Source organism: Streptomyces sp. SP18BB07, from assembly GCF_036322545.1.
Taxonomy (GTDB): domain Bacteria; phylum Actinomycetota; class Actinomycetes; order Streptomycetales; family Streptomycetaceae; genus Streptomyces; species Streptomyces deccanensis.
Map to the genome: position 1 here is coordinate 23979 of NZ_JAQYWT010000367.1, position 25530 is coordinate 49508.

At 70.8% G+C, this 25530-nt stretch carries 19 protein-coding genes; 7 read left to right on the top strand and 12 right to left on the bottom strand.

What is annotated here, in order from left to right:
* Positions 1-20: 20 nt before the first annotated feature.
* Together PUR53_RS43675 and PUR53_RS43680 are read left to right on the top strand one after the other, a co-directional pair.
* Positions 21-1640 carry a beta-N-acetylhexosaminidase gene (locus PUR53_RS43675; RefSeq protein ID WP_329897324.1) on the top strand — a complete coding sequence of 540 codons (1620 nt, stop codon included), beginning with the start codon at positions 21-23 and terminating at the stop codon, positions 1638-1640.
* Between the two features lie 206 nt (positions 1641-1846).
* Positions 1847-3601 carry a hypothetical protein gene (locus PUR53_RS43680; protein WP_329897323.1) on the top strand — a complete coding sequence of 585 codons (1755 nt, stop codon included), beginning with the start codon at positions 1847-1849 and terminating at the stop codon, positions 3599-3601.
* A gap of 102 nt (positions 3602-3703) precedes the next feature.
* Here the strand turns inward: PUR53_RS43680 and PUR53_RS43685 are convergent, their stop codons facing one another.
* The 10 genes from PUR53_RS43685 to PUR53_RS43730 form a co-directional block, all read right to left on the bottom strand.
* Complete coding sequence (locus PUR53_RS43685) at positions 3704-5476, bottom strand: IucA/IucC family protein (RefSeq protein WP_329897322.1); 1773 nt, start codon at positions 5474-5476, stop codon at positions 3704-3706.
* Entirely contained in the window at positions 5473-6045 is a 573-nt protein-coding gene (locus PUR53_RS43690) for a GNAT family N-acetyltransferase (RefSeq protein WP_329897321.1), read from the bottom strand. Before PUR53_RS43690 ends, PUR53_RS43685 begins: the two co-directional genes overlap by 4 nt.
* Positions 6042-7367, bottom strand: a complete 1326-nt coding sequence (locus PUR53_RS43695) for a lysine N(6)-hydroxylase/L-ornithine N(5)-oxygenase family protein (protein WP_329912202.1) — start codon at positions 7365-7367, stop codon at positions 6042-6044. Before PUR53_RS43695 ends, PUR53_RS43690 begins: the two co-directional genes overlap by 4 nt.
* Positions 7321-8766 (bottom strand): lysine decarboxylase DesA, encoded by a 1446-nt coding sequence (desA, locus tag PUR53_RS43700; RefSeq protein WP_329912203.1) that lies wholly within the window; start codon positions 8764-8766, stop codon positions 7321-7323. The genes PUR53_RS43695 and desA overlap by 47 nt, the downstream gene beginning before the upstream one ends.
* Before the next feature lie 170 nt (positions 8767-8936).
* Entirely contained in the window at positions 8937-9794 is an 858-nt protein-coding gene (locus PUR53_RS43705; protein ID WP_329912204.1) for a siderophore-interacting protein, read from the bottom strand.
* 216 nt (positions 9795-10010) lie between these two features.
* The gene (locus PUR53_RS43710) at positions 10011-11063 is read right to left on the bottom strand and encodes an ABC transporter substrate-binding protein (protein ID WP_329912205.1); all 1053 of its coding nucleotides are present in this window, start codon (positions 11061-11063) and stop codon (positions 10011-10013) included.
* Between the two features lie 356 nt (positions 11064-11419).
* On the bottom strand, positions 11420-12580 hold the full coding sequence (locus tag PUR53_RS43715) for an acyl-CoA dehydrogenase family protein (protein ID WP_329897316.1): 1161 nt from the start codon (positions 12578-12580) through the stop codon (positions 11420-11422).
* Positions 12581-12585: 5 nt separating this feature from the next.
* Complete coding sequence (locus PUR53_RS43720) at positions 12586-13548, bottom strand: hydroxymethylglutaryl-CoA lyase (protein ID WP_329912206.1); 963 nt, start codon at positions 13546-13548, stop codon at positions 12586-12588.
* Positions 13545-15617: an acetyl/propionyl/methylcrotonyl-CoA carboxylase subunit alpha gene (locus PUR53_RS43725; RefSeq protein ID WP_329912365.1), complete on the bottom strand. Its 2073-nt coding sequence runs from the start codon at positions 15615-15617 to the stop codon at positions 13545-13547. The genes PUR53_RS43720 and PUR53_RS43725 overlap by 4 nt, the downstream gene beginning before the upstream one ends.
* A gap of 19 nt (positions 15618-15636) precedes the next feature.
* Complete coding sequence (locus PUR53_RS43730; RefSeq protein ID WP_239754594.1) at positions 15637-17253, bottom strand: carboxyl transferase domain-containing protein; 1617 nt, start codon at positions 17251-17253, stop codon at positions 15637-15639.
* A gap of 86 nt (positions 17254-17339) precedes the next feature.
* On the opposite strand from PUR53_RS43730, the gene PUR53_RS43735 reads away from it, so the two are divergent.
* The 3 genes from PUR53_RS43735 to PUR53_RS43745 all read left to right on the top strand — a co-directional run bounded on the left by PUR53_RS43735 (position 17340) and on the right by PUR53_RS43745 (position 20202).
* The gene (locus PUR53_RS43735) at positions 17340-17939 is read left to right on the top strand and encodes an SACE_7040 family transcriptional regulator (RefSeq protein WP_329912207.1); all 600 of its coding nucleotides are present in this window, start codon (positions 17340-17342) and stop codon (positions 17937-17939) included.
* A gap of 136 nt (positions 17940-18075) precedes the next feature.
* Positions 18076-19233: an acyl-CoA dehydrogenase family protein gene (locus PUR53_RS43740; RefSeq protein ID WP_329897311.1), complete on the top strand. Its 1158-nt coding sequence runs from the start codon at positions 18076-18078 to the stop codon at positions 19231-19233.
* 51 nt (positions 19234-19284) lie between these two features.
* Positions 19285-20202: an acyl-CoA thioesterase gene (locus PUR53_RS43745; protein ID WP_329897310.1), complete on the top strand. Its 918-nt coding sequence runs from the start codon at positions 19285-19287 to the stop codon at positions 20200-20202.
* Here PUR53_RS43745 and PUR53_RS43750 read toward each other — a convergent pair.
* Complete coding sequence (locus tag PUR53_RS43750) at positions 20189-20983, bottom strand: phosphatase (protein WP_329912208.1); 795 nt, start codon at positions 20981-20983, stop codon at positions 20189-20191. The genes PUR53_RS43745 and PUR53_RS43750 overlap by 14 nt on opposite strands.
* 97 nt (positions 20984-21080) lie before the next feature.
* A complete protein-coding gene (locus tag PUR53_RS43755) occupies positions 21081-22682 on the bottom strand; it encodes a PucR family transcriptional regulator (protein WP_329912209.1) in 1602 nt (533 codons plus the stop codon).
* A gap of 144 nt (positions 22683-22826) precedes the next feature.
* On the opposite strand from PUR53_RS43755, the gene speB reads away from it, so the two are divergent.
* Together speB and PUR53_RS43765 are read left to right on the top strand one after the other, a co-directional pair.
* Positions 22827-23828 carry an agmatinase gene (gene speB, locus PUR53_RS43760; RefSeq protein WP_329912210.1) on the top strand — a complete coding sequence of 334 codons (1002 nt, stop codon included), beginning with the start codon at positions 22827-22829 and terminating at the stop codon, positions 23826-23828.
* Positions 23825-25510: a thiamine pyrophosphate-binding protein gene (locus PUR53_RS43765; protein WP_329912211.1), complete on the top strand. Its 1686-nt coding sequence runs from the start codon at positions 23825-23827 to the stop codon at positions 25508-25510. The genes speB and PUR53_RS43765 overlap by 4 nt, the downstream gene beginning before the upstream one ends.
* The last annotated feature ends 20 nt before the right edge of the window (positions 25511-25530 follow it).

Sequence of the window (25530 nt, forward strand, 5' to 3'; positions counted from 1 at the left end):
ATACGTGGAGGGAGCTCGCCGTGAGATCGCACCACAGATCGACCCGCCTTCTCGGCTCGCTGCTGCTGGTGGTGGCGGCCGGGATCTTCGCCGTGGGAGCCGCACCCGTGTCCGACAACGCCCCTTCCGACACCCCCGCCGACGCCGCCACCGTCCCCCTCGGGCAGGTGATCCCGGCACCCGCCTCCGTCCGGGCCCACGGCTCGCCGTACCGGCTCACGAGCGGTACGCGCATCGTCGTGGACAGCGGGTCCGAGGCTCGCCGCGCGGGGGAGTACCTCGCCGGGATCCTGCGGCCCTCGACCGGTTTCCGGCTGCCGCTGACGGAACGTCAGGAGGCCGGAATCCGCCTTCGGTTGGCCCCTGGAGAGACGGGTCTCGGCCAGGAGGGCTACCGGCTGGAGAGCGGCCGCTCGGGCGTCACCCTCACCGCCCGCGCGCCCGCCGGGCTCTTCCACGCCGTCCAGACCCTGCGTCAACTGCTGCCCGCCGCCGTCGAGAAGGACTCCGTGCAGCCGGGCCCCTGGCTGGTCGCGGGCGGCACGATCAAGGACACCCCGCGCTACGGCTGGCGCGGCGCGATGCTCGACGTCTCCCGCCACTTCTTCACCGTCGGCCAGGTCAAGCGCTACATCGACCAACTGGCGCTCTACAAGTTCAACAAGCTGCATCTGCACCTCTCCGACGACCAGGGCTGGCGCATCGCGATCGACTCCTGGCCGCGTCTCGCCTCGTACGGCGGCTCCACCCAGGTCGGCGGCGGACCCGGCGGCCACTACAGCAAGGCCGACTACCAGGAGATCGTCCGGTACGCGGCCTCGCGCCACCTGGAGGTCGTCCCCGAGATCGACATGCCGGGCCACACCAACGCGGCGCTCGCCTCCTACGCCGAGCTGAACTGCGACGGCGTCGCGCCCCCGCTCTACACCGGCACCGAGGTCGGGTTCAGCTCCCTGTGCGTCGACAAGGACGTGACGTACGACTTCGTGGACGACGTCGTACGGGAGCTGGCCGCGCTCACGCCCGGGCGGTATCTGCACATCGGCGGCGACGAGGCGCACTCCACCAGCCACGAGGACTACGTGAAGTTCATGGACCGGGTGCAGCCGGTCGTCGAGCGGTACGGGAAGACCGTGGTCGGCTGGCACCAGCTGACCGGGGCGACGCCGGCGCGGGGCGCTCTCGCACAGTACTGGGGGCTGGACAGCACGAGTGCGGAGGAGCAGGAGCGGGTCGTCGCGGCGGCGCGCAACGGGACGGGGGTCGTCCTCTCGCCCGCCGACCGGATCTACCTCGACATGAAGTACGACAAGGACACGCCGCTGGGGCTCGACTGGGCGGGATACGTGGATGTGCGGCGGGCGTACGACTGGGATCCGGGGGCGTATCTGGCGGGGGTGCCTGATGCCGCGATCCGGGGGGTCGAGGCGCCGTTGTGGACCGAGACGATCGGTTCCTCGGCGGATGTTGAGTACATGGCGTTCCCGAGGTTGCCGGGGGTTGCCGAGTTGGGGTGGTCGTCCGTGTCCGCGCTCGACTGGGAGGCGTACCGGGTGCGGCTCGGCGCGCAGGGGCCGAGGTGGGAGGCGCTGGGGATCGGGTACTTCCGTGCGCCGGGGGTGCCGTGGCCCGCGCGGTAGGGCTCGGGGCGCTCCTCGGGCGGTGCGGCTGAGGAGGTGAGATGCGACGTCATGGCCCCGGCGATAACATGAACGAAACGGCCGCGCGAGCCCAGTGACCGGTGGCCGAATTCCCGTGCTTCTTCCTCGTTTTCCCCGTGTTCTTTCGCGCGCCTTCGTGTTCTCCGTTCCCTGGGCCCGCACACCGGGAAAAGGAGATGGACAGGATGGGTCAGACGGACACCCTCATCGCCATCGAGAAGACCGAAGTGGGATATCGCGAGGGTTTCTCGAACGGGCACTACAACAACCATCAGAAGTTCTCCCCTGCGGTTCCCGGACTGGAGTGGTCGCAGAACCAGGCATGGTGCCAGACCTTCCAGTCCTGGGCCTTCCAGCAGGCCGGTGTGAAGAGCCTGGCTCCGGTGACCGCCTCCTGCATCGCGGCGGTCAACTGGTACAAGAGCCGCGGCAGGTTCTCGTACTATCCCGCGATCGGGGCGATGGTGTTCTTCGGTCCTTCGGGAGGACGGCACGTCGGACTCGTCCACAAGTACGACGAGGACTACACGTACACCATCGAGGGGAACACCAACGCCCATGGTTCGGCCGAGGGCAACGGTGTCTACCTGAAAAAGCGCGCCCGTCGGGACGCCAATCTCTACGGATACGGGCTGCCGCAATTCGAGGAGGGAGTCGTCACCGCTGATCCGGGGCTGAAGAACAAACCCGGATTCACGTACATGGCCACCGCCGTCTCCCGTGAGTCCGACGGTCTGTTCGTGGCGGAGGCCGACGAGGCGCTGCCCTGGGTGTCCGCGAACCAGATCACCTGGGCGGCCACGCACCCCACCGCCGAGGACCAGATCGAGGGCAACGGCCACGGCGCGACGGCGGACGATGTCGCTCTCGTCCAGGATGCGCTGGAGAAGGTCATGGGCGTCGCCCCGGACGACCCGCACTCCGTGTTCGAGGCGGAGACACAGGAACTCTTCGAGCGGTTCCGCGCGGAGAAACTGGGGCACGCCGGGGCGGACGGCCACGGGGTGCCCCGCACCCGGGAGTTGGTCGAACTGGGCAGGCGGTCGGACCTGTTCAACGTCAGGGCGGGCTCCTCCCCGGCCGCGGAGCAGCCCTGGGTCAGCCTGAACCAGGTGGTCTGGGCCTCGACGCACAGCGCCGAGGACGAGCGGGCCCAACCGGGCGGGGACGCCAGCCCGAAGGCCGATGTGGGGCTGGTGCAGGACGGGCTGGAGAAGGTCATGCACACGGACGCGGCCGACGAACACGGGATCTTCGAGAACGGCACGCAGGCCCTCTACGACGAGTTCCGCCGGACGGTGCTGCACTACTCCGGCAGCGACGCCACCGGGACCCCCGGCATGCAGTCCCTGACGGAACTCGGGGAGCGAGCGGGGCTGTTCCGGGTCCGTGCCGGGTTCCCGGCGGGCGGGCCGCCGAGCGGGGGCGGCATCGAGGAGCTGGGGCAGATCGACCCGAAGCAGGTGACGTTCCACCGGTTCACGGGCGAGGGCACGCTGGAGGACTGGATCGACCAGGCGGCCACGGCGGCCGGAGTCCAGCCGAGCCGCTATTGGGTGCGGGGCTTCATGACGGCGATCCCGCGTGAATCGTCGGGCAACCCCAACGCCTGCAATCTCTGGGACTCCAACGCCAGGACACCGGCCGGTTTCAGCAGGGTCAAGGACTTCGGGGACGGCTACCGCAGCGGTGGGGGGATCGTGCGGCTGAACGGCGCGCTCACGCACTTCCAGTGCTCCCGGGGCATCGTGCAGTGCATCCCGCAGACCTTCGCCCAGCGTCACGCCCCCGGTACCTCGGTGAACATCTACGACCCGGTGGCCTGCATCGCCGCCGCGATGCGCTACGTCCGCAACCGGTACGGCGTCACCATCGACGGGTCCAATCTCGCCAGGAGGGTCCAGCAGTTCGACCCGAACCGTCCTCCCCGCGGGTACTGACGGCTAGGCCTGTCCCGTACGAGGAGCAAGGGAGTACGACGGGCACCTCGGAGGACCGTACTCCGAGGTGCCCGTCTGTTCATGGGGGGCCGTGCCGTTCGGCTACAGGTCCGCGATGGGGTTCTTCAGGGTGCCGATCAGTTGGAGCGCGCCCGCGGGGTCCGCCAGGTCCACCATCTGCTTGTTGTTGCGGAGTTGGAGACGGTTGAGGCAGGACAGCGCGAACTCGGGGGCGAACATGTCGTACTGGGCGAACTTGTCGGCCAGTTCGGGCATCGCGTGCTGGTAGTCGCGGACGGTCTCGGCGACCGTGCGCCAGAAGTCCTCCTCGTCCAGGACGCCTTCCTCGGCGAGGTTCGCGGCCAGGAAGCGGAAGAAGCAGTCGAAGACGTCCGTGAAGATCGAGAGGAGTTTCTTGTCCTCGGGGACGTCCACCCGGAGGCGTTCGACCGTCGGGGGGAGCACCGCGTCCGGGTCCATGACCGCGATCTCCTCGGCGATGTCCTTGTAGATCGCCCGTTCGACCACGCCGTCCTTCAGGACCAGGATCACGTTCTCGCCGTGCGGCATGAAGACCAGGTCGTAGGCGTAGAAGCTGTGGAGGAGGGGGGTGAAGTAGGCCCGCAGGTAGCGGCGCAGCCATTCCGTCGGGGTCAGGCCCGAGCGTTCGATCAGGGCGGCCGCGAAGCCGTTGCCCTCGTGGTCGACGTGGACCAGGGAGGCCATCGTCGCCAGGGACTCGCCCTCCTGGAGGGAGGCCACCGGGCTCTCGCGCCAGAGCGCGGCCAGCATCTTGCGGTACGCGGAGAACTTGTCGGTGGCGGCCTCGTACTCCAGGTGCCGGTAGCCGACGGCCGCGCGCTCGCGGATGATCGACAGGCCGGTCGACTTCAGCACCGGGTCGTTGTCGATGAGCCCGGCCAGCCAGTCGTTGATCGCCGGGGTCGCCTCCATGTACGCCGCCGACAGACCGCGCATGAAGCCCATGTTGAGGACCGAGAGGGCCGTCTTGACGTAGTGCTTCTCGGGGGCGGAGCTGTTGAAGAACGTCCGGATCGACTGCTGGGCCAGGTACTCGTCGTCGCCCTCGCCGAGGCAGACAAGGTGCTGCTGGGCGACCTCGGCGGCGAAGGTGACGGACAGCTTGTTCCACCACTGCCAGGGGTGGACCGGGATGAAGAGGTAGTCGGCCGGGTCCAACTCCTGTTCGGTCAGTACGGAGTTGAAGCGGGCGACCGTCTCCTCGCCCAGCTCGTCCCGCAGGAACGTCTCGTACTCGATGCCCACGCCCGCCGTGAACGCCGCCCGTGAGCGGTGCGCGGCCAGCCAGACCAGGCGGACCGGGCTCGCCGTCTCGGGGGCGTAGGAGAGGTACTCGTGGACGCCGAAGCCGAGCCGGCCGTTGTTGGCGACGAAGCAGGGGTGGCCCTCGGTCATCCCGGTCTCGATGGCCTGGAAGCCGGCGTCCACCAGGTCGGCGACGGGTGTCTGCGGCTTGGTGAGCTTGTAGCAGGTGCCGGAGAGGGTGGAGGAGATCTCCTCGAGGTAGACCGGGAGGATCTCGTCGCTCAGGCCGAGGGACCCCTTCAGCTCGATGAAGAAGTCCAGGGCGGCCAGAGGGAGGTCGACGCCGTCTCGTTGACGGGTGATCGAGTCGGCGTCGACCTGCCAGTGGTCGAGGGCGCGCCGGACGGCGGTGAACCCGTAGTGGGTCGCACCGTCGTCGCTGCGGACCTCGAAGCGGCCGTCGGCGGTCGCCTGCGGCGTGATGAGCCGCTCGTGGGCGAACTCGGCGAGTGCCTTGCGGATGAGCAGGCGGTTGGCCCGTGCCCAGCGGTGGGGGGACAGATGCGCTACGGCGTCGGACAGGGTCATACGGCTACTCCTCGGGCAGCCAGGCTCTGGCTGCGAAAGAACTGCTCTCGCGTGCAGAAGCTCAGCAGGGCACGCTTCTCGGGCTTGTCGATCTCGCGGTCGGGGACGAAACCGACGACTTCGTTGAGGGCGTGGACGGCCTTGTTGGAGACGTCCGGCTCGACGACGACCCGGTGGGTGGCCGGGTCCTCGAAGAGGTGTGCCATCACGGCGGTGATCACGGACCGGGTGAAGCCGTGCACCGGGGTGTCCGTCGGCGGCACCAGGAAGTGCATGCCGACGTCGCCGGGCTCGGGCTCGTACAGGCCGACGAGTTCACGGTGGGCCGGGTCGTACTTCTCCATGAGGAACACGGGTTCGCCGTCGCGCAGCCCCAGCAGGGCGTGGTGGTGCGGGTCGGCCGCGATCTCCATGTACGCCCGCTCGACGTCCTCCAGCCGGGCGTCCTGCATCATCCAGTACGCGGCCTTGGGGTGCGTGACCCAGCCGTGCAGCAGCTCGGCGTCGGTCAGCGGGTCCAGGGGGCGGAAGGTGAAGGGCGTACCGCCGATGTCGCTGACGGGGCTCATACGGCGAACTCCTGGAAGGCGATCGTCTTCTCGACCGGGTAGTACTCGGTGCCGAGCAGTTCGCGGATGATGTACGCGTTGCGGTACGCGCCCATGCCCAGGTCGGGCGAGGTGATGCTGTGGGTGTGGACGCCCGCGTTCTGCAGGAAGACACCGCGGCCGGTGGTGTCGATGGAGTAGTTGCGGGCCACGTCGAAGCGGCCGTGGCCGTCGAAGACGAGCCGGTCGTTGATCGAGGAGAGGAAGGCCGGCGGCCGGTAGTGGTAGCCGGTGGCCAGGACCAGGCCCTCGGTCTCGATCTCGAAGTCCTTGCCCTGCTCGTCCTGGCGCAGGCCGAGCGTGTAGCGCCCGTCCTCGTAGGTGGCGGTGTTCAGGGACGAGTTGGTGAGCAGCCGCGTCGGGACGGGGCGGCCGTGGGCGGTGACGTTCTTCTGGTAGAGCAGGTCGAAGATCGAGTCGATCAGATCCCCGTTGATGCCCTTGAACAGGCCCTTCTGCTGCTTCTCCAGCCGGTAGCGGGTCTCCTCGGGCAGCGCGCGGAAGTAGTCGATGTAGTCCGGGGACGTCATCTCCAGCGTCAGCTTGGTGTATTCGAGGGGGAAGAACCGCGGGGAGCGGGTGACCCAGTTGAGCTGGTAGCCGTGGACGTCGATCTCGGAGAGGAGCTCGTAGTAGATCTCCGCGGCGCTCTGGCCGCTGCCGACGATCGTGATCGACTTCTTCGACCGCAGCTCCGCCTTGCGGTGCATGTACTGCGCGTTGTGGAAGAAGTCGCCGCCCAGGTCCTGGCAGGCCTCGGGGATGTACGGGACGGTGCCGGTGCCGAGGACGAGGCGCCGGGCGCGCAGGACGTCCCCGCCGGTCGTGCGTACGACGTAGACGTCGTCCTCGTACGTCACCTCGCTGACCGTCGTGTTGAAGCGGACGTTGCTCAGCCGGCTCGCGGCCCAGCGGCAGTAGTCGTCGTACTCGACCCGCAGCGGGTAGAAGTTCTCCCGGATGTAGAACGAGTACAGACGGCCCGAGTCCTTCAGGTAGTTCAGGAAGGAGTACGGGGAGGTCGGGTCGGCGAGGGTGACCAGGTCCGACATGAACGGGGTCTGGAGGTGGGCGCCGTCGAGGAACATCCCCGAGTGCCACTCGAAGTGCGGCTTCGAGTCCAGGAAGATCCCGTCGAGTTCGGCGATGGGCTCGGTGAGGCAGGCGAGGCCGAGGTTGAAGGGTCCCAGTCCGATGCCGATGAAGTCGTGGGTTTTCACGGCGTTCTCAGCGGATTCAGGAAGCGACGCGGTCAAGGGATTCTCCCAGGTACTGCTCGGCATGGCCGGCGATCAGATCGAGCACGGTGGCGATGTCCTCGATCGTGGTCTCGGGGTTGAGCAGGGTGAACTTCAGGTAGTGGCGACCGCCGACCTTGGTGCCCGCGACCACGGCGTCGCCCGAGGCGAACAGGGCCTTGCGGGCGTACAGGTTGGCGCGGTCGATCTCCGCCGGGTCGGTGACGGCCTCGGGGATGTAGCGATAGACCAGCGTGGACAGCTGGGGCTCCACGACCACGTCGTAGCGCGGGTCGGCGGCGAGCAGTTTCCAGCCCTCCTGAGCCAGGTCGCAGACCTCGTCGAAGAGCTGGCCGATGCCGTCGGCGCCCATCGTGCGCAGGGTCATCCACAGCTTGAGCGCGTCGAAACGGCGGGTGGTCTGCAGGGACTTGTCGACCTGGTTGGGGATGCGCTCGGTGACCATACGGCGCGGGTTCAAGTACTCCGCGTGGTAGGTGGCGTGGCGCAGGGTGTCACCGTCGCGGACCAGGACGGCGGACGAACTCACCGGCTGGAAGAAGGACTTGTGGTAGTCCACGGTGACGGAGTCGGCGCGCTCGATGCCGTTCAGCAGGTCGCGGCGCTTGCGGGAGACCAGGAGGCCGCAGCCGTAGGCGGCGTCGACGTGCATCCAGGTGTCGTACTGGGCGCAGAGCTCGGCTATCTCGGGCAGCGGGTCTATGGAACCGAAGTCGGTGGTGCCGGAGGTGGCGACGACGGCCATGGGGACGAGACCGTCGTTCTTGCAGCGCTCCAGCTCCCGGGCGAGCGCCATGGTCTGCATGCGCTTGTTGCCGTCGACCGGGATGGAGACGACCGCGTCCTGGTCCAGGCCCAGCAGTTTCGCCGACTTCTTCACGCTGAAGTGGCTGACCTCGGAGGCGAAGATCCGCAGTTTGGCGGTGCTGTCGGTCTTGGCCTCCTCACGGGCGAGGAGCAGCGCCTGGAGGTTGGACTGCGAGCCGCCGGAGGTGAACACCCCGTCGGCGGAGGGGCCGAACCCGATGCGCTCGTTGGTCCAGTCGATCAGTTTGCGCTCGATCAGGGTGCCGCCGGCCGACTGGTCCCAGGTGTCCAGGGAGGAGTTGACGGCGGAGAGCACGGCCTCGCCGAGCACGGCCGGGATGACGACCGGGCAGTTGAGGTGGGCGAGGTAACGCGGGTGGTGGAAGTAGATCGCGTCCCGCAGATAGACGTCCTCCAGCTCGTCGAGGACGGCGGCCGTGTCGTGCAGCGGCTCGTCGAGGTCGATCTTCTCGATGCGGGGGGCGAGGGCGTCGACGGTGATACCGGTGAACGGTCGTTCGGTGGTGGCGAGTTTGGCCGCCACCCGCTCCACGCCTTCGGTCACGGTGCGGCGGTACCGCTCCGCGGTCGTGTCATTGAGCAGGTGCGAGCGCATGGGGAGGTCCTCCGAGCGGGGCGGTCCGGGTGGGACGGAGAGGTGAGTGGGGGGTGACATCACGTCGTCCAACTTAGGTAAGCCTAACCTAATTAACTTGCGGGAAATCCAGCCCCTTCCGTGACTGTGGTCACTTCGGCGACTCCGGTTCCGGTCTCTCGACGAGCCGACTACTCGCCGCGCTCCCGCAACTGCTCCTCCGTCAGACCCTCACGCCAGTACCCGACGAAGGTGACGCGCCGCTTGTCGAGCCCGCGCTCGCGCACGAGATGGCGGCGCAACTCCTTCACGCGGCCGGACTCGCCGGCGATCCAGGCGTACGGCAGCTCGGCGGACGGGAGTTGGGCGGCGCGGATGGTGTCGAGGGCGGGCGGCGCCCCCTCGCCCCGCACCAGCCAGGTGATCTCGGCGTCGGCCGCGGTCGTCAGGTCCTGGATGTCCCCGGCGTGGTGGACCTCCAGCCAGACCCGGGCCGGGGTGCCGGCCGGCAGCGACTCCAGGATCGCCGAGGCGGCCGGCAACGCCGTGTCGTCACCCCAGATCAGCACCAGGTCGGCGTCCGCCGGCGGCCGGAACCGGATCGCGCGGTTGTCGGCGATCGCGGGCCCGAGCAGGACGACCCGGTCCCCGGGAGCGGCCTGGGACGCCCACCGCGAGGCGGGCCCGGCGGGCACGGCGGCCCCCGGCTCCACGCCGTGCAGCACGAAGTCGATGTCGATCTCTACGGTGTCGCCGCGCGGGTCGCGCCGCAGCCCCCGCAGGGTGTACGAACGCATCACCGCCCGCACGTCGTCCGGCAGCTCCCGCCATGCCTGCCACCAGCCGTCGCCCAACTCATAGGGAATGGCCGGGACTTCCTGTCCGGGATGCGGCAGGAACAACGACAGTGACTGGTCCCGGCCGTCGGAGTGGAAGAACCGCAGATCGTCCCCCGCGAACGAGACACGCACGAGAGACGGCCCGAGCCGCTCCGTCCGCACGACCTGAAGAGAGAAGAAACGGAAGGGAGCGGCTACGGCCGTCGTCATGGGGGCTCCTGGATAGGGGGCGGGAGCGTGTGGGGTTGCGGGTTCGTCGGTGGGTGCGGGTCCGGTGGGGGCTGGTCGCGCAGTTCCCCGCGCCCCTGAAAAAGCAGGGGCTGCGCCCCGTGCTTTTTCGGCCCGAAAGGGCCGTAGGCCCTTAAGGGGCGCGGGGAACTGCGCGAGCAACCACGACGCTCCCGCAGCTCACCCACGGCCTCGGCCTCAGCTGACCTTCTTCGCCTTCTCGATCGCCTCGGCCAGCTCCTCGAGAAGCGGCGCGCACTTGTCGTAGGACAGGATCGGCTCGGGGTTGCGCCCGATGACCTGACCGGCCTTCACCGCGGGAAGCTTCTTCCACGTCGCCTCCTCGATCGCGTCCGGCTGGATCGCGGAGGTGCGGTTGTCCATGATGACGACGTCCGCGTCGTACTTGTCGACGTTCTCCCAGCTGAGGTTCTCGAACCAGCCGCCGCTGGCCTTCAGCGCGGCGGCGCTCGGCTCGACGAAGTTCACGCCGAGGGCCTTGAAGTACTCCAGGTCGATGGAGAGGTTCGAGCCGGACACGTAGAAGATGTCCTGGCTGGCGGAGCCGGCGAGCACCTTGATGTCGGGCTTGGCCTTGGTGGCCGCGCGCAGCCGGGCGGCCGCGTCCTCGAACCGCTTCTTGGCGGCGGTGACCTTCTCGGACTCCGTGTCCGCGCCGAGGGACTTGGCCAGCTCCAGCACGCGCTGCAGCGGCTCGGTCAGCTGGCGGTCGTACGCGGAGATGCCGACGCTCGGCGCGAGCTTGGCGATCTTGTCCTTGGAGGCCTCGGGGACGTACCAGAGGGTGCCGGCGTCGTCGAACATCGTGGTGATGAGGACGTCGGGGGCGAGGGCGGCGTACTTCTCGACGTTGAACTCGTCCCAGACGTTGCCGAGGACGGTGACCTTGCTGATGTCGAGGTCGCCGGCCTGGACGTCGGCCTTGCCGTCGGTCGTCTTGGTGGGACCGAAGACGCCCTTGACGCCGACGCCGTAGTCGTGGAGCGCGGCGGCGACACCGACGAAGGCGACGATGTTCGAGGGGACCTTGTCGGTCTTGGCGGTCTCGCCGCGGTCGTCCTTGAACGACCAGGGGCCGGACTTGGCGGCAGCCGTCTCCTTGTCGGAGCCAGTGCTGCCGCTCGTCGAGTTCTCGTCGCCGCAGGCGGCGAGCACGGCACCGAGGCCGAGTGCGCCACCGGCGGCGAGGATGCCACGGCGGGTGAGGTGGGCGGCTCTGGCGTTGGACATGTGTATGGCTACTTTCGAACGGGGCGGAGTGCCGCCCGAGGGTCAGTTCGAAGGTAGGTTAGCCTAACCTCAGTCCTTGTCCAGTGGGTGGTCCCAGGGAGTGGAATGCCCAGGTCCACTCCTGCCCTAATCTTTGAATCCCCTGTGAATCGAAGGCTCGTTGGGTTTGCGGGGCTCAGTTGAAGCGTAAGCCTGTGGGATGTGACCCTGATGCGCAGGGAGTGTGACCGGACCGCACGTCCCCCGCGAAAGGGACGAAAAGACACCCGGCCCGCCTGTGGCGAGCCGGGTGGGTGGGTGCCGGAGCCGTGCCGTCACGGCTGCTTCCGGCCATGGTTTCGAACGTACCCTGTCGGTCAGCCCACCAGCCCCAACTCCCGTGCGATCAGCATGCGTTGCACCTCGCTCGTGCCCTCGCCGATCTCCAGGATCTTGGAGTCGCGCCACATGCGGGCGACCGGGTACTCGTTCATGAAGCCGTAGCCGCCGTGGATCTGGGTGGCGTCGCGGGCGTTGTCGACGGCGATGGTGGAGGAGTGGAGCTTGGCCAGTGCCGCCTCCTTCTTGAAGGGTTCACCGGCAACGAGGCGGTAGGCGGCGTCGCGCCAGGCGAGGCGGGCGGTGTGGGCCTTCATCTCCATGTCGGCGATCTTGAACTGGATCGCCTGGTTGGCGCCGATCGGCCGGCCGAAGGCGTGCCGCTCCTTGGCGTACTTCACCGACTCGTCCACACAGCCCTGCGCCAGCCCCGTGGCCAGCGCCGAGATGGCGATCCGGCCCTCGTCGAGGATGCGCAGGAACTGGGCGTAGCCACGGCCCTGTTCGCCGAGGAGGTTCTCCGCCGGGACCCGGACGTCCGCGAAGGACAGCTCACGGGTGTCGGAGGCGTTCCAGCCGACCTTGGAGTACGGGGCGGCCACCGTGAAGCCCGGCGTGCCGGACGGGACGATGATCGAGGAGATCAGCGGCTTGCCCTCCGGGGTGCGGCCGGTGACCGCCGTGACCGTGACCAGGCCCGTGATGTCCGTGCCCGAGTTGGTGATGAAGCACTTGCTGCCGTTGATGACCCATTCGTTCGTCGACTCGTCCAGCCGGGCCGTCGTCCGGGTGGCTCCCGCGTCCGAGCCGCCGTCGGGCTCGGTGAGGCCGAACGCGCCCAGCATCTCGCCGGAGCACAGCCGCGGCAGCCACTCCTCCTTCTGCGCCGGGGTACCGAACAGATGGATCGGCATCGCGCCCAGGGAGACCCCGGCCTCCAGGGTGATCGCCACGGACGAGTCCACCCGGGCCAGCTCCTCCAGCGCGATGCCCAGCGCCAGATAGTCGCCGCCCATGCCGCCGTACTCCTCGGGGAACGGCAGGCCGAACAGCCCCATGCGGCCCATCTCGCGCACGATCTCGTACGGGAACTCGTGCCGCTCGTAGAAGTCGCCGATCTTGGGCGCGACGACCTCGTGCGCGAACTCCTCCACCGTACGGCGGAGTTCTTCCAGCTCGGGGGAGAGACGGTGGTTCATGGACGTCACTGCTCCTTGGTGTCCTCGTGGCCCTCGGCGTCCTCGTGGGACAGGGCTCGTACGGTGCGGGACGGGCTGGGTCGGCCCAGGTGTTCGGCCATCCACACGCTGGTGGCGACGAGGCGGCCGAGGTCGACCCCGGTGTCGATGCCGAGTCCGCGCAGCATCCACACGAGGTCTTCGGTGGCGAGGTTTCCGGTGGCGGACTTCGCGTACGGGCAGCCGCCGAGGCCGCCCGCGGAGGCGTCCACGGTCGTGACGCCGTGCTGGAGCGCCGCGTAGGTGTTGGCGAGGGCCTGGCCGTAGGTGTCGTGGAAGTGCACGCCCAGCTTCTCGACGGGGACGTCTTCGACGAGTGGGGTCAGCAGTGCCCGGACATGACCCGGTGTCGCCACCCCGATCGTGTCGCCGAGGCTGAGTTCGTCGCAGCCCATGTCGAGCAGGGCGCGGCAGACCCGGGTGACCTGGGGGATCGGGACCGCGCCCTCCCAGGGGTCGCCGAAGCACATGGAGAGGTATCCGCGGACATGCGCGCCCTCGGCCTTCGCCCGGTCGACGACCGGTGCGAACATCGCCAGCGCCTCGTCGACCGTGCGGTTGAGGTTGGCCTTGGCGAAGGACTCGGTGGCGCTGGCGAAGACGGCGATCCGGCGGGCGCCGAGCGCGAGGGCGCGGTCGAGGCCCCGCTCGTTGGGGACGAGCACGGGGAGGGCCACCGCCAGGTCCCTCACCAGCGGGAACAGGGCCTCCGCGTCCGCCAGTTGGGGCACCCACGTGGGGTGGACGAAGCTCGTGGCCTCGATCGTCGTGAGCCCCGCGGCGGCCAGGCGGCGGACGAACTCCGCCTTGACCTCGGTGGGCACGGTCGACTTCTCGTTCTGCAGGCCGTCCCGGGCGCCGACCTCGTGGATACGGACACGGGGCGGCAGGCCGGGTTCGGGGACCGCCAAGGGCAGGGACGCGGTCATGGCGCCACCTCCTCGTGCGCCGCGGGCTCTCCGTTCGCCGCGGGGTCCCCGGGCTCCCCCGGCTCCTCGTGGGGGGCGACGACCGCCAGCACCTGGTCCATCGCGACCGTCGCGCCCGGTGCGACGTCCAGCTCGGTGACCGTCCCGGCGTGCGGCGCGGAGACGACGTGCTCCATCTTCATCGCCTCCACCACCAGCAGGCTCTGCCCGGCGGTCACCTCGTCCCCGACGGCCACCTTCACCACGGTGACGGTGCCGGGCATGGGGGCGGTGAGCGAGTCGGCGCCGGCGTGCGCGGACCGGTTCAGCGACGCCGCGACGGGGTCGTGGTCGCGCACGTGCCAGGCGTCACCGTCACGGCCTAGCCAGTCGGCGGCGTGGTGGAACGTGTGCGTGACGCCGTCGAGGTGGAACGTGAGCCGGCCCTCGCCCCCGGGACGCGGGGGCACGCCCCCGGACCCCCGGAGCGGGGTGTCGGCCCCGTCCGGCAGCACCTCCGTCCCGCCGTCCGCCGTGCGGCGCACCCGCACGGTCACCGGCTCGTGGCCCGGCAGCCGCAGATGGTGTGCCGTCCAGGCCCGCTCGCCGCCCAGCCGCCAGCCGACCGCCGTGTCGAAGGGATCGGTCCAGCCCGTGCCGCCGGCGTCGGCCGGGACAAGCGCGGCCTGGCGCAGCAACGCCGCCGCCGCGTGGACCTCCACCGGTACCTCGTCCGGCACGAGCCCCTCCACCTCCCGCTCCACCAACCCCGTGTCCAACTCGCCCGCCACCACCGCCGGATGGGCCAGCAGGCGCCGCAGGAACCCCGCGTTCGTCTGGACGCCGAGGGTGACCGTCTCCGCGAGGGCCGCGCGGAGCCGGCGCAGGGCGGTGGCGCGGTCGGGGCCGTACGCGATGACCTTGGAGAGCATCGGGTCGTACAGCGAGCCGACCTCCGTGCCCTCGCTGAGGCCGGAGTCCGTGCGGACGCCGTCGCCCTGGGGCTCGCGCAGCCGCAGGATCGTGCCGCCGGAGGGGAGGAAGCCGCGCGCGGGGTCCTCGGCGCAGAGGCGGGCCTCGACCGCGTGCCCCGTCAGCGTCACGTCCTCCTGCGCGAAGGCGAGGCGCTCGCCCGCCGCGACCCGGAGCTGCCACTCCACCAGGTCGACGCCGGTGACCAGCTCGGTCACCGGGTGCTCGACCTGGAGGCGGGTGTTCATCTCCATGAAGTAGTACGAGGACGGGTCGCCGCCGGGGACGATGAACTCGACCGTGCCCGCGCCGGAGTAGCCGCAGGAGCGGGCCGCCTGGACGGCCGCCTCGCCCATCGCCGCCCGCGTCGCCTCGTCGAGCAGGACGCTGGGTGCCTCCTCGATGATCTTCTGGTGGCGGCGCTGGAGGGAGCACTCGCGCTCGCCGAGGTGGACGACGCCGCCGTGGCCGTCGGCGAGGACCTGGATCTCGATGTGCCGGGGGCGGTCGATCCACCGCTCCACGAGGAGGGTGTCGTCACCGAAGGAGGCGCGGGCCTCGCGCCGGGCGGCGGCGATCTCGTCGCCCAGCGCGGCCGCGTCCCGGACCAGCCGCATGCCCTTGCCGCCGCCGCCCGCGCTGGGCTTCAGCAGCACCGGCATGCCGATCTCCCGTGCCGCGTCGGCGAGTTGGCCGTCGGTCAGGCCGCTGCCGCTGGAGCCCGGCACCACCGGCACCCCGGCCGCCCGTACCGTCTCCTTGGCGCGGATCTTGTCGCCCATGAGGGAGATGGCGTCGGCGGGGGGACCGATGAAGACGAGGCCCGCGTCGGCGCACGCCCGCGCGAACGCGGCGTTCTCCGCGAGGAAGCCGTACCCGGGGTGGACGGCCTGGGCGCCGGTGCGGGCGGCGGCCTCCAGCAGCCGCTCCACCGACAGATAGCTCTCCGCCGCCGACGCCGGGCCGATCCGTACCGCCGTGTCGGCCTCCCGGACGTGCCGGGCGTCGGCGTCCGCGTCGGAGTACACGGCGACGGAGCGGACGCCGAGCGACCGCAGCGTACGGATGACGCGGACGGCGATCTCGCCCCGGTTGGCCACGAGGACCGTGTCGAACATGCTCATGGTCAGCTCCCCCTCACATCCGGAAGACGCCGAACTGGGGGTCGCCCAGTGGCGCGTTGGCACAGGCGGTCAGGGCGAGGCCCAGGACCTGCCGGGTGTCGAGGGGGTCGATGACCCCGTCGTCCCAGAGCCGGGCGGTGGCGTAGTAGGCGTTGCCCTGGCGCTCGTACTGGGCGCGGATCGGGGCCTTGAAGGCCTCCTCGTCCTCGGCGGGCCAGGAGTCCCCCCGCGCCTCCAACTGGTCCCGCTTGACCGTGGCGAGGACGGACGCGGCCTGCTCGCCGCCCATCACGGAGATCTTGGCGTTGGGCCACATCCACAGGAAGCGCGGCGAGTACGCCCGGCCGCACATCGAGTAGTTGCCCGCGCCGTACGACCCGCCGACGACGACCGTCAGCTTCGGGACCCTCGTACAGGCCACGGCCGTCACCATCTTGGCGCCGTGCTTGGCGATGCCCCCGGCCTCGTAGTCCCGGCCGACCATGAAACCGGAGATGTTCTGCAGGAAGACCAGCGGGATGCCGCGCTGGTCGCACAGCTCGATGAAGTGGGCGCCCTTCTGGGCGGACTCGGAGAACAGGATGCCGTTGTTGGCGACGATCCCGACCGGGTGCCCGTGGATCCGGGCGAAGCCGGTCACGAGGGTCTGCCCGAACTCCGCCTTGAACTCGGCGAACCGCGAGCCGTCGACCACGCGGGCGATGACCTCGCGGACGTCGTACGGGGTGCGGGAGTCGACCGGCACCGCGCCGTACAGCGTGTACGGGTCGACCTTGGGCTCGACGGCCGGCTCGACCGACCAGGGCAGCGGGCCTCGGGCGGGCAGGGTGGAGACGATGGTCCGCACGATCCGCAGGGCGTGGGCGTCGTTCTCCGCGAGGTGGTCGGTGACGCCGGAGATCCGGGAGTGGACCTCGCCGCCGCCCAGTTCCTCGGCGGTGACGACCTCGCCGGTGGCGGCCTTCACCAGCGGCGGGCCGCCCAGGAAGATCGTGCCCTGCCCCCGGACGATCACGGCCTCGTCGCTCATGGCGGGGACGTACGCGCCGCCCGCCGTGCACGAGCCCAGCACGGCGGCGATCTGCGGGATGCCCGCGCCTGACATCCGCGCCTGGTTGTAGAAGATCCGGCCGAAGTGCTCACGGTCGGGGAAGACCTCGTCCTGCATCGGCAGGAAGGCACCGCCGGAGTCGACGAGGTAGAGGCAGGGCAGCCGGTTCTCCAGGGCCACCTCCTGCGCGCGCAGGTGCTTCTTCACCGTCATCGGGTAGTAGGTGCCGCCCTTGACGGTGGCGTCGTTGGCGACGACGACGCACTCGCGCCCGCCGACCCGGCCGATCCCGGCGATCACGCCCGCCGCCGGTGCCTGCCCCTCGTACATCCCGTCGGCGGCCAGCGGCGCCAGCTCCAGGAAGGGGGAGCCGGGGTCGAGGAGGGTGTCGACCCGGTCGCGCGGCAGCAGCTTGCCGCGCGCGGTGTGCCGGGCGCGCGCCTTCTCACCCCCGCCGAGCCGGGCGGCGGCGAGCTTGCCGCGCAGCTCGTCCACCAGCGCCCGGTGGGCCTCCTCGTTGGCCCGCCAGGCTTCCGACGCGGGATCGGCCGCGCTGTGAAGCTCCGGTGCCTCGTGCATCCTGCGAACCCCTCACCTTGTTAATGAGCGTTAACGCATTTCCTCCAGGTTAACGACCGCTAACCTCCCTGTCTAGAATTGCTTCCATGGCCACCAGAACCGACGCCCCCACCCGTCGCGAGCAGATCCTCAAGGAGGCCGCGCGGCTCTTCGCCGAGCGCGGCTTCCACGGCGTCGGTGTCGACGAGATAGGCGCCGCCGTGGGTATCAGCGGTCCCGGTCTCTACCGGCACTTCGCCGGCAAGGACGCGATGCTCGCCGAGCTGCTGGTGGGCATCAGTGAACAGCTCCTCACGGGCGCCAAGCGGCGGCTGGCGGAGGCCGACGGGGGGCCGGCCGAGGCGGTCCTCGACTCCCTCATCGAGGGGCACATCGACTTCGCCCTGGACGACCGCCCCCTGATCACCCTGCACGACCGTGAGCTGGACCGCCTCCGCGACAGCGACCGCAAGCTGGTCCGCCAGCTCCAGCGCCAGTACGTCGAGCTGTGGGTGCAGGTGCTGCGCGAGGTCCACGGCGGCCTCACGGAGCCCGCCGCCCGCTCCGCCGTGCACTCGGTCTTCGGCCTGCTGAACTCCACCCCGCACCTCGGCCGCCCCGGCTCCCTCCCGGGCCGGACGGCCACCGCGGCCCTCCTGCACCGGATGGCCCGGGGGGCCTTCGGGGCGGCTGCTGCGCAGGAGTGACGAGCGTTACGGGGGGAGGGGTCTGGACGGGCTTCCCTACCCGCCGGTACGGTTGTCTGAGCAAGCGCTTAGCCGACTCGGATGCGTCCGGTGGGGCGCTGGGCACATCCGAAAGCACTCAGGTGGAGGTGACGGCGTGCGCCGTACGGTGTTCAACGAGGATCACGAGGCGTTCCGGGAGACCCTCCGTGCCTTCATCGAGGCCGAGGTCGTGCCCGTCTACGACGAGTGGCTCGCCGCGGGCCAGGCGCCGCGCGAGTTCTACTACAAGCTCGCCGAGCTCGGCGTCTTCGGCATCCGCGTCGACGAGGAGTACGGCGGCGCCGGCATCGACTCCTACAAGTTCGAGGCCGTCCTGTACGAGGAGACCGCCCGCGCGGGCATCACCTTCGGCGGCTCCGGCGTGCACGTGCTGCTCGGCCTGCCCTACATCAAGCTGCTCGCCACCGACGAGCAGAAGAAGCGCTTCCTGCCGAAGTTCTGCTCCGGCGAGGAGATGTGGGCCATCGCGATGACCGAGCCGGGCACCGGCTCCGACCTCGCGGGCATGCGCACCACCGCCAAGCTCTCCGAGGACGGCACGCACTACGTCCTCAACGGCGCCAAGACCTTCATCACCGGCGGCGTCCACGCCGACCGCATGATCGTCTGCGCCCGCACCGCCGCCCCGACCAAGGAGGACCGCCGCCACGGCATCTCCCTCTTCGTCGTGGACACCAAGGCCGAGGGCTACTCGGTCGGCCGCAAGCTCGACAAGCTCGGCCTGAAGACCTCCGACACCGCCGAGCTGGCCTTCGTCGACGTCAAGGTGCCCGTCGAGGACCTCCTCGGCGAGGAGAACAAGGGCTTCTACTACCTCGGCCACAACCTCGCCTCCGAGCGCTGGGGCATCGCCTACGGCGCCTACGCGCAGGCCAAGGCGGCCATCCGGTTCGCCAAGCAGTACGTGCAGGAGCGCGTCGTCTTCGGCCAGCCCGTCGCCGCCTTCCAGAACACCAAGTTCGAGCTGGCCGCCTGCCAGGCCGAGGTCGACGCCGCCGAGGCCGTCGTGGACCGCGCCACCGAGGCGCTGGACGCGGGCGAGCTGACCGCCGCCGAGGCCGCCTCCGCCAAGCTGTTCACCACCGAGGTCGCCCACCGCGTCATCGACCGCTGCCTCCAGCTGCACGGCGGCTACGGCTTCATGAACGAGTACCCCATCGCCCGCCTGTACGCGGACAACCGCGTCAACCGCATCTACGGCGGCACCAGCGAGATCATGAAGACGATCATCGCCAAGGACATGGGTCTGTAAGGGCACGGGTCCGTAAGACACCGGAAACCCCTGCACAGTACAACTGACCCCATGAGTCAGCCCGCATTTCAGTCTCTCCTCGATCTGCTCGACCTGGAGCAGATCGAGGAGAACATCTTCCGCGGCCAGTCCCGGCCCGCCATCGTCCCCCGGGTCTTCGGCGGGCAGGTCGCGGCCCAGGCGCTCGTCGCCGCCGGGCGCACGGTCCCCGCCGACCGGCTCCCGCACTCCCTCCACGCGTACTTCCTGCGCATCGGCGACGCCGGCGCGCCCATCGTCTACACCGTGGAGCGCATGAACGACGGCCGCTCCTTCACCGCGCGCCGCGTCGTCGCCGTCCAGCACGGCCAGCCGATCTTCGCCCTCTCCGCGTCCTTCCAGCGGTACGAGGACGGTCTCGACCACCAGGCCCCGATGCCCGCCGCGCCCGACCCGGAGACGCTCCCCACCGCCGAGGAACGCCTCCCGGCGTACGGCCTCGACCCGGCCGTGGTGGAGAAGATGCTCGAAGCACGCGCTGCCGTCGACCTGCGCTACGTCGACGACCCGCCCTACGGCCGCTACGGCGCGCCCCGCGAACCGCGCTCCCAGGTCTGGTTCCGCGCCAACGGCAAGCTCGACGACGACCCCCTCCTGCACGTCGTCCTCGCCACCTACGTCTCCGACATGACGCTCCTGGACTCCGTCCTGCTCGCGCACGGGCGCGGCGGCTGGGCCGTCGGCGACGTCGTCGGGGCCTCGCTCGACCACGCCATGTGGTTCCACCGGCCCTTCCGCGCCGACGAATGGCTCCTGTACGACCAGGAGTCACCGTCGGCGGCGGCCGGCCGAGGACTCGGCCAGGGCCGGATCTACACCCAGGACGGCCGCCTCGCGATCTCCGTGATCCAGGAGGGCGTGGTCCGCGTCCCGAGGGAGCGGCCGAAGGAGCCGGCGGAGCCGGGGGAGCCCGGGGCTACTCCCCGCTGAGCCCCGCCTGCTCCAGCAGGTACGCCGACATCGGGTCGTAGTGGCGCGGGCTGACCACATGGTCGTCCAGGGGCACCACGACCTGGAGGGTGCCCTCGGACTCGCCGAGGAAGAGGGCCGGGTCGTTGGAGTCCGCGTACCCGACGGAGTCGATGCCGAGCTGGCCCGCGCAGCCCGCCCAGCCGTGGTCGGCGACGACCAGGTCGGGCAGCGGGCGGCCCGCGCCCTCCAGTCCCCGCAGGATGGCGCGCATCGGCTCGGGGGAGTGGGTGTGCCACAGGGTGGCGCCGTGTTCGAGGACGGCCACGTCCGCGAACTGCATGACGTACCCCTCCTCCGTCTGCAGGCCCTCCGGGATGACGACGATCTCGCAGCCGGCCGCGCGCAGCGCCCGCGCGGTCTCGTGGTGCACCTGGAGCAGCCCGCCGGGGTGCCCGGTGGCGAACAGGACGCGCTGCCCGCCCTCCGCCGCCTTGCGCAGCCGGGCCGCCATGCGCTCCAGCGCGTCGACCGTCAGATCCGGGTCGATGGTGTCCTGGCCGTAGCGGTGTCCCGGGTCGTCGTTCACCCCGACGCGCTCCGCCATCACGGCCAGCACGTCCTGCTCGTCGGTCCAGCGGTCCCCGAGCTCCAGGCCGAGCCAGTAGTGGCGGTTGCCGTTGGCCAGTTCGCGGTAGTGGGAGAGGTTGTTCTCGCGCGGCGTGGCGACGTCGCCCGCGATACGCGTCCTGACGAGGTGCTCGACGAGCTCGGCGCGGCTGGGGGTCCCGGGTATCGGCATGGGTCCATTGTGAGGCAGACAACTGCCGGAGTCGCGGGCGTCCCGCCCGCTGCGACCTGCGTCACTCCGCGTCGACCGGTCGTACGCGCCCACCGGCTCACTCCCGGCGCAGCGCGAACCACAACTCCATGCGGACGTCCGGGTCGTCCAGGTCCGCCTCCAGCAACGCGGCGCAGCGGGCGATGCGTTGGCGGACCGTGTTGCGGTGGACGGTCAGGGCGACGGCCGTGCGGTCCCAACTGCCGTGCAGGGAGAGCCAGGTGCGCAGGGTCTCGGTGAGCGCGGCGGCACCGGGGGCGGAGGCGACCGGGGCCAGCAGGGCCTCGGCGTGGGCGGTCGCGTCCTCCGCCGGCACGAGGTGCGCCAGCGTCGTACGGGCCCCGTGCCGGACCAGCGCCGACCGGGTGGCCCTGGCGCGGGCCAGCGCCCGGGCGGCCTGCACGTCGGCGGTGGGCCACGCATGCGGCTCGGCGGGGGCGCTCACCCCGCACATCCAGCCGGGCTGCTCGGGGATCTCACGGTCGGCGGGGACGAGGACGCGGACGACGCCGTCGTGGACGTCGACCAGCGCGGAGCCCAGGGCCGCGCCGAGGGCGGCCGCGGCGAGGGCCTCCGGCCGGGGGACGCCCTCGGCCGGGCCGGCGTGGACGACGTGCCAGTGGGTGCCCGTGCCCAGCAGGGGAGCGACCTCCCGCACCTCGGCGCCGAGCAGGAGCCGTACCAGCGCCGAGGTGCGGGCCGTGCCGGTGCCGCTCTGGCGTTCGCCGGTGAGGAGGGAGAGGAGGACGGCGGCGACGGAGGCGATGGTGTGGTCGCCGGGGGTGCGGTGGGGGGTGGCTACGCCGAGGGTGAAGGCGTGTCCTTGGGAGGTGAGGGCGTAGGCGGTGAGGTAGGTGCCGTCGACTGTGTCGGTGGCGGAGGTGGGGGGTGAGGTGCGCGGGGAGGGGGCGGGGGGTCGGGGTGCGTCGGCGGGTGCGGGTTCGTGGGGGCTGGTCGCGCCGTTCCCCGCGCCCCTGGTGGGGTGGGGGCGGACCACGGTGGTGAGTGCTGCCAGGGCTTGGGTGACCGGGTCGCCGTACTCGTGCCCCGTCGATGCCAGTTCCGTGCCGTCCGGGCCGTACAGGACCGCTCGGCCCTTCACTCGCCGGGCGAGCTGCCGCAGGACCGCACGGACGGGGTCCGGGCGGGAGGCGGCTGCCGCGAGGGCCTGTTGGGCCTCGGTCACGCGGCGGAGCTCCGTGTGTCTGGCCCGGGCCATCAGCTCCCAGACCGCGCGGGCGACCCCGGAGAAGGTCGTGCGGGGCGGGACCTCGATCAGCGGCAGGCCGTGGGTGTCGCAGGCGGAGACCAGGGCCCCCGGGACGCGGTCGTGGACGGGGGCCACGCCGAAGCCGAGGGCCGCGCCGCCCGCCGCGACGATGCGCGAGACGTAGCCGTCGAAGTAGTCGTCGGACCCGGTGCCCGAGCCGGCCGCCTCCGGGATGTGGACGCCGGCCGTCAGCAGCAGCTCGCCGCCGAGCAGATACGGGTACGGGTCCGACATCTCCGAGGTGTGCGCCCAGTGGATCGCCGTCCCCGCGTCGACCGGGCCGGCGATCTGCCGCAGCCCCAGGTCGCCATGGGCCAGCAGCGCCGAGAGGGGCACGGGTGGGGTGGGCGGGACGGCGGGGGCGGGGGGTACCGTCGGTTCCGAGACCATGTGCGTTTCCTCCGTTCCATCCCGCTCGAATGGATGAAACGTACACTTCGCAGTCGCTCGGCGGCGGCCTAGGGTCGATGCCCGTCACCGTCTCCGGCCGGTCTCCGGCCACCCGGCACCCCCGCAGGAAGAAGGCACAGCATCATGAGCGGCAACGAGACGCCCCGCGGCCCCCTCGACTCGCCCCGCGGCCCCGTCGACTCCTCCCGGGTCCCGCGCTACGCCGGGCCCGCGACCTACGCCCGGCTGCCGCGCCTCGACGAGGTGGGGCGGGCGGACGTCGCGGTCGTGGGGGTGCCGTTCGACTCGGGTGTCTCGTACCGGCCGGGCGCCCGCTTCGGCGGCAACGCGATCCGCGAGGCGTCCCGGCTGCTGCGCCCCTACAACCCGGCCCAGGACGCCTCCCCGTTCGCCCTCGCCCAGGTCGCGGACGCCGGTGACATCGCCGCCAACCCGTTCAACATCAACGAGGCGGTGGAGACGGTCGAGGCGGCGGCGGACGAGCTGCTCGGCACCGGGGCCCGGCTGATGACCCTCGGCGGCGACCACACCATCGCGCTCCCGCTGCTGCGGTCGGTCGCCAAGAAGCACGGCCCGGTGGCGCTGCTCCACTTCGACGCGCACCTCGACACCTGGGACACGTACTTCGGCGCCGAGTACACGCACGGCACCCCGTTCCGGCGGGCGGTCGAGGAGGGGATCCTGGACACCTCCGCGCTCTCCCACGTGGGCACGCGCGGGCCGCTGTACGGCAAGCAGGACCTCACCGACGACGAGAAGATGGGCTTCGGGATCGTCACGTCGGCGGACGTGATGCGGCGCGGAGTGGACGAGATCGCCGACCAGCTGCGCCAGCGGATCGGCGACCGGCCCCTCTACATCTCCATCGACATCGACTGCCTCGACCCCGCGCACGCGCCCGGCACCGGGACGCCCGAGGCCGGCGGCATGACCTCCCGCGAACTGCTGGAGATCCTGCGCGGCCTCGCCGCCTGCCACCTGGTCTCCGCCGACGTGGTCGAGGTGGCGCCCGCGTACGATCACGCCGAGATCACCGCGGTGGCCGCCTCGCACACGGCGTACGAGCTCACCACGATCATGTCCCGGCAGATCGCCGCAACCCGTGAGGAGAGCAAGGCCAAGTGACCCACGACCACGACCTGGTACTCCGCCCGACGGCCGCCCAGACGGAGGCCGCGCTGAACCCTCCACCCGGCCGCAACGGCGGAGACCTGGTCGTGGAGACGCTGGCCGGGCTCGGCGCGACGACGGTCTTCGGGCTGCCCGGCCAGCACGCGCTCGGCATGTTCGACGCACTGCGGCGGTCGGATCTGCGCTACATCGGCCTGCGGGTGGAGAACAACGCCGGGTTCGCGGCGGACGCGTACGGGCGGATCACGGGGGAGGCGGCGCCACTGCTGCTGTCGACCGGCCCCGGCGCGCTGACGTCGCTGGCCGCACTCCAGGAGGCCGCCTCCGCCTCCGCCCCCGTCCTCGCCATCAGCAGCCAGATCCCGACGGCGGGCCTGGGCGGCGGCCGGCACGGCTACCTCCATGAACTGCCGGACCAGGCGGCCTCGTTCCGGGGTGTGGTGAAGTCCGTCCACACCGTGCGGAGCCAGTCCCAGATCCCGTCCGCGATCGAGGCGGCCTGGAAGTCGGCGCTGTCCGCCCCGCACGGCCCGGTGTGGGTGGAGATCCCGCAGGACGTGCTGCTCGCCGAGACGTCGATCCCGGTGGTGACGGGCGGCGACGCCTTTCCTGAGGAGTTGCCGCCGCGTCCCGAACTGACCGCCGTGGCCGCCCACTTGCTGTCGTCCGCCGCCCGCCCGGCGATCATCGCGGGTGGCGGGGTCGTGCGGGCGGACGCCTCCGGCAAGCTGCGGACGCTGGCGGAGCGATTGTCGGCGCCGGTCGTGACGACGTACGGGGGGAAGGGGGCCTTCCCGTGGACGCATCCGCTGTCCCTCCAGTCCTGGCTGGAGGACCGGCACACGACGGACTTCCTGGAGGACGCGGACGTGTTGTTGGTGGTCGGTTCGGGACTGGGTGAACTCTCCTCGAACTACCACACGTTCAGGCCCCGGGGCCGGGTGATCCAGATCGAGGCGGACCTCGGGAAGCTGGAGTCCAACCACCCGGCGCTGGGCATCCACGCGGACGCGCGCCTGGCGCTCCAGGCCCTGCTGGAGACGATCGAGGGCACACGGGAGGACGCATCCGCCCCCGACCGGGTCCGTGAGGTGCTCGACCGTGTCCGCACGCGCATCGACTCCCAGGAACTCACCCTGGAACAGGACCTGTTGACGTCCATCCGGCGGGCCCTGCCGGCCCGCGCCCCCTCCTTCTGGGACATGACGATCCTGTCCTACTGGGCCTGGTCGGCGTTCGACCCCAAGGGCCCCAACACCATGCACTCCGCGCAGGGCTCCGGCGGCCTCGGCTACGCGTTCCCGGCCGCCCTCGGCGCGGCGGCGGCCGACCCGACCCAGCCGGTGCTGGCCGTCTCCGGCGACGGCGGCGCGCTCTACTCGATCGCGGAGCTGGCCACGGCCCGGCAGTACGACCTGAACGTCACCTGGCTGATCGTCGACGACGGCGGGTACGGCATCCTGCGCGAGTACATGACGGACGCGTTCGGCGAGACGACCGGCACGGAACTGACTCGGCCGGACTACGTGGCCCTGGCCGAGTCCTTCGGCGTCCCGGCCACCCGCACGACCCCCGAAACCCTCACGGCCGACCTCACCAAGTCCCTCGCCACCCCGGGCCCTTCGGTGGTCGTCCTCCCGACGGTGTTGCGGATGTTCGCACCGACGCACGTCTGACGGCCGTCGCGCGAGCGGCG

Bases quoted from the DNA above. Each gene is read 5' to 3' on its own strand.
- PUR53_RS43690 (WP_329897321.1), bottom strand. From the start codon at position 6,045: ATGAGCCCCGTCAGCGACATCGGCGGTACGCCCTTCACCTTCCGCCCC.
- speB (WP_329912210.1), top strand. From the start codon at position 22,827: ATGAGCGGCAACGAGACGCCCCGCGGCCCCCTCGACTCGCCCCGCGGC.
- PUR53_RS43745 (WP_329897310.1), top strand. From the start codon at position 19,285: ATGAGTCAGCCCGCATTTCAGTCTCTCCTCGATCTGCTCGACCTGGAG.
- PUR53_RS43750 (WP_329912208.1), bottom strand. From the start codon at position 20,983: ATGCCGATACCCGGGACCCCCAGCCGCGCCGAGCTCGTCGAGCACCTC.
- PUR53_RS43715 (WP_329897316.1), bottom strand. From the start codon at position 12,580: ATGAACCACCGTCTCTCCCCCGAGCTGGAAGAACTCCGCCGTACGGTG.
- PUR53_RS43710 (WP_329912205.1), bottom strand. From the start codon at position 11,063: ATGTCCAACGCCAGAGCCGCCCACCTCACCCGCCGTGGCATCCTCGCC.
- PUR53_RS43705 (WP_329912204.1), bottom strand. From the start codon at position 9,794: ATGACGACGGCCGTAGCCGCTCCCTTCCGTTTCTTCTCTCTTCAGGTC.
- PUR53_RS43730 (WP_239754594.1), bottom strand. From the start codon at position 17,253: ATGCACGAGGCACCGGAGCTTCACAGCGCGGCCGATCCCGCGTCGGAA.
- PUR53_RS43725 (WP_329912365.1), bottom strand. From the start codon at position 15,617: ATGTTCGACACGGTCCTCGTGGCCAACCGGGGCGAGATCGCCGTCCGC.
- PUR53_RS43695 (WP_329912202.1), bottom strand. From the start codon at position 7,367: ATGCCGAGCAGTACCTGGGAGAATCCCTTGACCGCGTCGCTTCCTGAA.
- PUR53_RS43680 (WP_329897323.1), top strand. From the start codon at position 1,847: ATGGGTCAGACGGACACCCTCATCGCCATCGAGAAGACCGAAGTGGGA.
- PUR53_RS43735 (WP_329912207.1), top strand. From the start codon at position 17,340: ATGGCCACCAGAACCGACGCCCCCACCCGTCGCGAGCAGATCCTCAAG.
- desA (WP_329912203.1), bottom strand. From the start codon at position 8,766: ATGCGCTCGCACCTGCTCAATGACACGACCGCGGAGCGGTACCGCCGC.
- PUR53_RS43755 (WP_329912209.1), bottom strand. From the start codon at position 22,682: ATGGTCTCGGAACCGACGGTACCCCCCGCCCCCGCCGTCCCGCCCACC.
- PUR53_RS43720 (WP_329912206.1), bottom strand. From the start codon at position 13,548: ATGACCGCGTCCCTGCCCTTGGCGGTCCCCGAACCCGGCCTGCCGCCC.
- PUR53_RS43685 (WP_329897322.1), bottom strand. From the start codon at position 5,476: ATGACCCTGTCCGACGCCGTAGCGCATCTGTCCCCCCACCGCTGGGCA.